The organism is Pedobacter agri PB92 (genome assembly GCF_000258495.1).
Classification (GTDB): Bacteria; Bacteroidota; Bacteroidia; order Sphingobacteriales; family Sphingobacteriaceae; genus Pedobacter; species Pedobacter agri.
The window spans coordinates 1-8,683 of the sequence record NZ_AJLG01000195.1 but is presented as its reverse complement, the minus strand read 5'-3'; the positions used below and the strand labels follow the sequence as shown (position 1 = coordinate 8,683).

The following is an 8,683-nucleotide window of genomic DNA, read 5'->3' as shown; positions in this document are numbered from 1 at the left end:
ACGTACACACTGTTTAATTTGTGCTAAATGAACAGTTAATTTATCTAAATAGCCTACATCTTTGTGACTGTATGATATAAATGCTTTCATATTTGTTTATTTTAATTCATCTCTTCACTTTTCTCCAGCTCACTCACAATCTCTCTGAAACTTGCCAATCCTGCCTCAATATTATCAATAATCTCCAATGCCAAAACATCAGGATCCGGCAAGTTATCCAAATCTGTTAAGCTTTGGTCTTTTACCCAAAAGATATCCAGACTGGTTTTATCTCTTGCAATAATTTCATCATAGCTGTATTTTCTCCAGCGACCGTCTGGGTTTTCTTCACTCCAGGTTTCCTTACGTTTATTAATGTTGGAAGAATTGTAGCATTCTACAAAATCGGATAAATCAGATTCTGCCAACGGCTTTTTCTTTAGGGTGTGATGAACGTTGGTTCTGTAATCATAAAACCAAACTTCTTTGGTCCACGCCTCTTTATTGGCGGGTTTGTTATTGAAGAACAAAACATTTGCTTTTACACCATTGGCGTAGAAAATACCTGTCGGCAAGCGTAGAATCGTATGTAGTTCTGTTGTTTTTAAAAGTTGCTTTCTGATTTCCTCTCCGGCACCACCTTCAAACAAAACATTGTCTGGCAACACCACTGCCGCTTGTCCATCAATCTTCATTAAGGATTTAATGTGCTGTAAAAAGTTTAGCTGTTTGTTACTCGTCGTTTCCCAGAAATCCTGACGGTTGTAGCTGATATCTTCTTTCTCGATATCCCCATCTTCATTAGTAACCGTCATTCCGCTTTTTTTACCGAACGGAGGGTTGGCTAAAATATAATCGTAGGTCTGGCTTTCTGCAGCTATCAGTGCGTCGTTTGATTTTACCAATGGTTCAGCATCTATCTCACCGATACCGTGAAGATATAAATTCATCAGACACATTCTACGCGTGCTGGCGACAATTTCATTGCCGTGAAAAGTACTGTTCTTTAAGAACATCTTTTCATCTTTGTCTAATTTATTGTTTTCGGTAAGCCAATCGTAGGCTGCCAAAAAGAAACCACCAGAACCACAAGCTGGGTCGATTACGGTTTTCATCGGTTTAGGCTGTACACAAGCTACCATGGCTCTGATTAATGCTCTTGGTGTAAAGTATTGACCTGCTCCCGATTTGGTATCTTCCGCATTCTTTTCCAGCAAGCCTTCGTAGATGGTTCCTTTTACATCAGCACCCATCAAACTCCAATCTTCTTTGCCAATCATGGTGATGATGCGTTGCAGGTTGGATGGGTCTTGTATTTTGTTTTGGCTCTTCACATAGATTTGCCCCAACATCCCTTTTTCTGTACCTAACGAACGCAATGCCTGAATGTAAAAAGACTCCAGTTCGGCACCGTTTTTTGATGTTAGATTCTCCCACGAACAAACTTCTGCTCCTTCCACTTCTTTGCCTTCTACATCTTTCAGTCTTGGCAATTTCAGTTTTCTATTGTAGGGTGGTTTATTTAATTCATCCACCATTTTAAGAAATAGCAGATAGGTGATTTGTTCCAAATAATCTCCATACCCAACTCCATCGTGGCGCATTACATTTGCCAGATTCCATATTTTTGATACTATTGCTGCTTCTGTCATTTTACTTTTTCTTTTTTGGGAAAGGAACTACCGCTCCATAACCTATTGGTACTATTTCATTTTTACGCATCCACTCAATTGCCTTGAAAAAGCGTTCTATTGCAATCTTCAACTTTCGTTCTGACCAGTTTTCTCTTGATTCATAAACGATTTCTTCATCTGATGGATTTGCATTTCCATTAAGAATTAAATTGTTCCATCCTGCGTATGTGGTGGCGATAATTTCTGAAACCTCTAAATCGAACTTTAGAAACAAAGCAATTAAATTATCCAACTGCCTGTTCTTTTCATCTGAAAGTGCAGATTGAAATTTATCAATGACTTTACCAGAATTACTGGCCGATGAATAAGAATAGCCGATTGGTTTCTTTACGATATTGAAAAAACCTGCTTTCTTAGCACGAGATTCTACGCTCTTCAAGTGCGGATAATCATCGGGACCTGCTGCATCTTTTACAGGCTGTCTGCCTAATGGAATCTGTAAATGGTATTCAACTAAATGCGCAATCTTCTCACATTTGATATGACTTAAGTTATCTATTGATGTGGAATTTTCTTCGTGAATCTTAATCACTTTAGCTATTAAACCTGCGTGAATGTCTGCCGATATTTTTGCAACCGGAGTTTCTACTTTAGCCACAACTAAAGGTTCAGCCACTTTCTTTTTACTTGGCTTAGCTGCTGCTTTGTTCTGCTCCGCTTTTATCCGCTCCAGCAATACACTTGCAGGTTCATAATCTGCAGCTTGTTTACATTCTGCCAATTCCTTTGCGGTTAATAAATTACCTTCAAATGCTTTTTTAAGAATGCTTTGGCGCAAGGCTTCTGCTTTTTCTAAACTTTCTTTGATGTTTTGTTCGATAGAATCACAAACGGATAGCTTAGTTTCTATGTCAAGAACAATCTTTCTTTGTTGGCTATCATCTAAAGGATAACGTATGACTAAATCTCTTACCTTTTGAATGCCAAAAGCCGCTTGCGTTGTAGCTTTTTTTCCAGAATTAAATTGCTGTTCAATATTTGAGGATTTAAAATAATAATAGAGATAATTAGAATTTATTTTTCTTGGTTGTATCAAAACAACATTTGCTGAAAGCGTATAATTTTGAGGCAAGTGGACTTTTACCGGATTTCCTATCGTTCCTATTTTGCCTATTATAAAATCATTTTCTAAAATAGTATAACGGTTTAAATGTTCCTGCAAGACGTTCTTTGATACTAACCTTGCTTTAGAAAGTTCAAGCTTATTGCCAACAATATCTTTTATACTTACATAAGGAATTCCATTAGCATCAACGGGTGGCGTTCTATGACTTGGTTGAGGGTCAATTGCATTACCCAATTCTTTAAACTTTACTTCTACAAATTCCCCCTCAAAAGCCTTTTTCAAAACCGCTTGACTGTAGATTTTTAATTGCTGCTGTGCTTTTTTTAAATCGGCAACACCGGCATCTAAACTGCTAAATAAACTTTCTAATTTTTTAACAATGGCTCGTTGTTCGGGAAGGGGCGCAAGAGGAAAGTCAATATCTCTTAGAGACCCAAGTGGAATAAATTTCTGAGTTGTTCCTTTTAGTAACTGTCTCTTATCCAATTGATTTAGGAAAAGTGGCGAATCCAAGAAATATTTAAAGAGTAACGACTCTACGATATTGATTTTATTTTTAAATAAACCAATATTTTTAATCGAAAATCTGGGTTCTTCTTTAACAACAACTGGATTACCAATTGTACCTATCATTGCAAATAAAATATCCCCAATATCAACCTTTGACCTTTGATTGATAAGATTCATATCAATCTCTGAAATGAATTTAGTGTTTGAAAAATCTATATTGCCCTTAATAAGGTTTTTTGAAGTAATTAGTGGAAAACCTCCATCATTTATATACCTTGGAGTATCGTGAGTGCCATCCCTAACATCTAATAAATCACATGATTTACATTCTATCCAATCTTCTCTCATTATGTAAGCAACCGTTCTTTGATTTTAGTAAATATTTTGACCATTTATGATAATTTACGTCTATCCATCTCTGACATATAATACTCATAAGCACTTCCAGTAATGAAAAATGTAAGGAACAAGTAGTTGAGCAAGAAATAATTGAGAGCAATTCTATACCCAATAATTGCTGTATTTTTGAAGGTTAGACACATATCTATGTCTGACCATTTTAGGCTGAAAGTTTTGATTTCAATATCTCTAACCGAGATGTTGAAGATATAAGTCAAACTACACAAAACAATTACTAGAATTGACAAAACAACCAAATAGCTTGTGATTGAAATAAATCTTTTGAAGAAATTCTTTTTTTGTTTTAATCTTGCAATCTCTGTTTCTGTTATACTTATTGTCTCAAATTTTGTATTCTCGAATTTATCAAATATGCTAACGAGTAATGACATAAATAGAGAAACAGAAATTGAAAATGCAGACATCACATATCCAATTATATCTTTAGATATGCCCTTTGTTAGTTTTAAAAGTATTACTGAACTAATTATGAGTATAATCCATTGAATATTGCTAAAATATAATTTAGGCTTTTCGTCAATTCCATTAATATTAATGGATTGCCATTCCTGACCACCTTTAATTAATGGTTTTATTAAGTTTTTAACGCTCTTGTATTGCATTTTCTATATAGATTTCAGGCTTAACAGTTTCCAATAATGCAAAACAATAATTTTTTATTCTTTCGAAATCACTATCATCACCATTTATTGGTATGTATTTTGACAATAGGATGCTTGGCTGTATTTCAAATGATGAACCTAAATCAAAAGGAGATGTTTTATTTGTTGATGTGTCTCTTAATGTGCCAGTCTTTCTTAAAAACTGTCCTAAATTCATTACTCTCGTAAAAAAAGTTTGTTGAAGCGGCTCGATTGTTTGTTCAAATTCTTCAACAGATAAATCATCGTTAGTGGGCGTTATTTTAACTGTTACTTTGTAATTTCTTGTTGTTTGTATACTTGTATTTTCTAATAAAGTTTCCCCTGGCATGTCAGTAGTAAATGTTAATCCGCTAACTGTTGCATTCGTTTTAAAATCTTCTATTATTGAAATTGGGACAAATCTTTTAATAGCAGGTTGATTAAATGTTCCTTGAAAAGAAAAGAAGTTTTGCCAAAATTTCTTCATCACACTGTCTATTGAATCATCAGAATAGGATTGTATAAATAGTGTCGATTTGTTTGATTGTAAAGGACAGTAAAGAAGAAAGTAAAAATCTTCTGTAATCGCATCTCTCTCATTAACATCTGATTTATTTGATTTGTCGATTGTAGATGTCTTATTTCTTTTCCTGCCATAGCTCCCACCTTCCACTTTTCCTTCGATAATAAATTGTTGGCTGTGAAGTGCAATGTTAGCGTTTACATCAGAATCTTCAATATCAGCTTGATTTGCTGTCATGCATTTCTTACTGGTTGTATCGGAATACATTTCTGGTGTATCCAATGCAGAGATGAATGCCCTAAAAACCTCAGTAATTATAAAACTATCTGTTAACTCATTTTGATTTGCTTCACTTATTATATTTCTAAAAAGCCATCTGTTAGAGTTTTCTATTGCTGTATTCGATGGTTTTAATTGAATTGTGTAAGCTGTTAATTTAGGATCGTGAGCCATTATATTTTATCTTTGATATTTAAAAAGTTTGCCAAACTTAAGTGTATTATATTTAAAACAATATTGAGTTATTTCTCTAAAACTTTTTCTATGCAGCTAATGCTTCATTTAATTCATTAATAATACTATCCATTTCGTTACCAAATAATTGGTACATCTTTCCTCTTCCGCCTTTGCTGTCAAAAGGGTTGTAATCTAAATCATCCAGCTCAATATGGTAAGAACTTACAATGTGGTCTTTTATCATTCGTAGCCATTCCATTTGTTCGGTGCTGAAGCGGTTGTGCTGTCCGGCATTTTGTGCAAATATCCAACGCTTAAAATTCTCGTCAATGGTTTTATCAAAAGGTTTCAGTTCTTCATCTATGCCACACACTTTTCTAATCAAAGAAACCAATGCCGTCAGTTCATCTTTCGGGCAATCGCTTTTCACTTCTTCTATCCCCGCGTAAGCATTCCAAACGTGAACCGGAGCCAACTGCGGTTTTTCCAGTTTCAGTTTATCCATTACTTCTTTTATCATTTTAAAAGTAATGTTACGGCGGTTGTAAGGCTGGTCGTAGAAAATACTCAGCGCCTGTATCTCATCTTTATTGGCTTTCAGGTATTCGCTGAAATCGTTAATCAGGGCTTTGGCTTTGTCCACCGATTCTGTGTCCCATTCTGCTTTGGTCACTTCATCCAGATTAATATGGTCAATAATCTGGTCGTGCTGTTTGCGCACATTATCAATATGGTCGTTCAGTTTGCCGTTAAAAGTGAGTGATGCGGTTCTCATCAAGGCTTCCTGCGCTTCTGCTCTGGCTTCTGCTTCTTTGGCAGGCGTACGTTCATCAACCGGGATTTGCGCAATAATGGCATTTGCTTTATCCGCAATAACATCGGCATCAAAAGCCTCAATTAATTCACGGGTCATCTGCTTTAGACTTTTCCCTTTTGCCAGTTCCTGTATCTTCTCCTTTTCGGCATCGGTCAGTTGTTTTTCCAGACGGATAAGACGGTTTGCCAATGAAAGATACACGTCTTCTTCCTGCACACCCATTGTTACGGCCTGCAACAAATCTTTTAAGGGAATAGTTGGCTGTCGCTCCAACGGTCGGCTATCGGTCTTTTTAGATTTGGTGGCACCTACTGCATCTACAATCACGAAGTGGGTTTTAGCATCGGCAGTTTTGGTCACCAGTTTTAATTTATCAGCAGGAATGGTACGGGTACCTCGTCCTTTCATCTGTTCAAAATAATTGATGCTTCTCACGTCACGCATAAACAGCAACACCTCCAGAGGTTTCACATCAGTTCCGGTTGCAATCATATCAACCGTTACAGCAATACGCGGATAGTAGTCGTTTCTAAAACGGTTCAGCACCGATTTCGGGTCTTCTTCTATTTTATAGGTTACCTTTTTGCAGAAGTCATTGCCTTCGTCAAATACTTCTCTAATGATGTTGATGATGTCATCAGCGTGGCTGTCGGTTTTGGCAAAGACCAAAGTTTTAGGCACTTCATACTCGCCGTTTTCATCAAAACGATTCGGGAAAATATCCTTTCTCAACGCATCTCTATAAGCCGTAATAATCGTTCGGATTTGGCTGATATTGACTACTTTTTTATCTAAATCATTTCGCAGATAAGCAGTATCTTCATCTTCCTGTTGCCATCTTTTGGCTCTGGAAAGCTTATCTCTTCTGTCTACAAACCAACCTTTTTCTATCAAGGCACCTTTGGTAGAAATATCGGTTTCGATTAAATAAACATCGTAAGGAACGTTCACACCATCAATCACCGATTCTTCGTATGTATATTGGCTGACTACATTTTCATTAAAGAAACCAAAAGTTCTTTTATCAGGCGTTGCAGTTAAGCCCACTAAAAAAGCATCGTAATAATCTAACACCTGTTTCCAAAGGTTATAAATAGAACGGTGACATTCATCAATAATAATAAAATCAAACTGCTCAATGGGAACTTTTGAATTGTAGGCAACCGGAATGGCATCTTTTTTTGCCAACTGTTTTTCTATCCACGATGAATTTTCATTGGGGTTGATTACATCTTCATCCTCCTCCATTTCTTCGCCCTGCAAAATAGAATACATCCGCTGAATAGTAGAAATACACACCTGACTTTCATCGGCGATATAGCTCGACGTCAATCTTTGTACGTTATACAACTCTGTAAACTTGCGGTTATCATCCTGTGGCTGAAAAGCTCTGAACTCCTGCTCGGCTTGCTCTCCTAAGTTTTTGGTATCGACTAAAAACAGGATCGTTTAGCCTTTGCAAATTTCAGTAAGCGGTAAATAAAAGTGGCGGCAGTAAAGGTTTTTCCGGCACCCGTCGCCATTTGAATTAATGCTTTTGGTCGGTTGCCTTTAAAAGATTTCTCCAAATTATTAATGGCAATAATCTGCGCCGGACGCAAATTTGTTTCATCCAATACGGGATAATCAGCAAACCTTCCTCTTAAACTCTTATCTCTCTTTGACCATTCCAATAAAGTCTCCGGCTTATGAAAACTGAAAACATTTCTGCCCCGAGGCTTTGGGTCGGTATAATCGGTAAAACGGGTAACAACGCCCGTGCTTTCATAAATGTATTTTAATCCTTCTGTATTTTTGAAAAACTTCAGGTCAGCCGTTGCATATTCTTTTGACTGCTCTTCAACAACGGTAAGCCGATGTCCTTCATCTTCCTTTTTGGCTTCTATCAATCCCAAAGGTTTTTGATTGACAAACAGAACATAATCTGCAGGACCGACACTGGTTTGGTATTCACGAATAGCCACACCCACTCCAACACTGAAATCAATATTATTCTTTGATTGTACGTGCCAGCCAGCCTGTTGCAGCATTGCATCAATTTTATCACGGGCTTGTTGTTCAGGGTTTTGGTTGAGTTCGCTAATCATTTCGGGCTAATGAATTTGATTCTCGCAAGATAATGAATTAATTATTGGCTGCAAATTGTGAACATTTGAACGGAATAAAATAATAATTGTCCCCAAGTATTGGAGCAATTATATACCCTGATCTTAAAAAATTTTAATCTAACTCGTGTGGCAAGGATTTGAACATGTTTTACAGCCGTTAATTTTTTTGTACGGATGTTTTTGCATTGCCGCGGTAACAGCTGATGAACAAGAACTATAGTAACCTAGATCATCATAATTCTGTGTTGGATAATAAATACATCCATTTTCGTGCACCTTATAATCACCATTTGATTGTTGATTTAAATTTAATCTGTCATTGCTCATGTTTTCTGATTTTAATGATTCAATAATCAAACTTCAAAAACTAAAACTAAATTTCTTTACGGGTTCCCGTAGACCATATATCTAACCGAATTAAAGTTCATAACTACTCAATCATCCACTCGAAATTTATTCATTCACTCTCTCATTTGATCATTCAATC

The 8,683-nt window shown here is 36.3% G+C and carries 4 protein-coding genes and 1 pseudogene; all 5 read right to left on the bottom strand.

Annotation, left to right across the window (positions count from 1 at the left end):
• Positions 1-101: 101 nt before the first annotated feature.
• Positions 102-1,631: a class I SAM-dependent DNA methyltransferase gene (locus tag ON09_RS20480; protein WP_010602939.1), complete on the bottom strand. Its 1,530-nt coding sequence runs from the start codon at positions 1,629-1,631 to the stop codon at positions 102-104.
• A 1-nt stretch (position 1,632) separates the two neighbouring features.
• Positions 1,633-3,597, bottom strand: a complete 1,965-nt coding sequence (locus tag ON09_RS20475; protein ID WP_010602938.1) for a restriction endonuclease subunit S — start codon at positions 3,595-3,597, stop codon at positions 1,633-1,635.
• 44 nt (positions 3,598-3,641) lie between these two features.
• Positions 3,642-4,271 carry a hypothetical protein gene (locus ON09_RS20470; RefSeq protein WP_010602937.1) on the bottom strand — a complete coding sequence of 210 codons (630 nt, stop codon included), beginning with the start codon at positions 4,269-4,271 and terminating at the stop codon, positions 3,642-3,644.
• Positions 4,252-5,268 (bottom strand): hypothetical protein, encoded by a 1,017-nt coding sequence (locus ON09_RS20465; protein WP_010602936.1) that lies wholly within the window; start codon positions 5,266-5,268, stop codon positions 4,252-4,254. Before ON09_RS20465 ends, ON09_RS20470 begins: the two co-directional genes overlap by 20 nt.
• Before the next feature lie 91 nt (positions 5,269-5,359).
• Positions 5,360-8,038 (bottom strand): annotated as a pseudogene (locus tag ON09_RS26925) (DEAD/DEAH box helicase family protein); the annotation flags it as partial.
• Between the last annotated feature and the right edge of the window lie 645 nt (positions 8,039-8,683).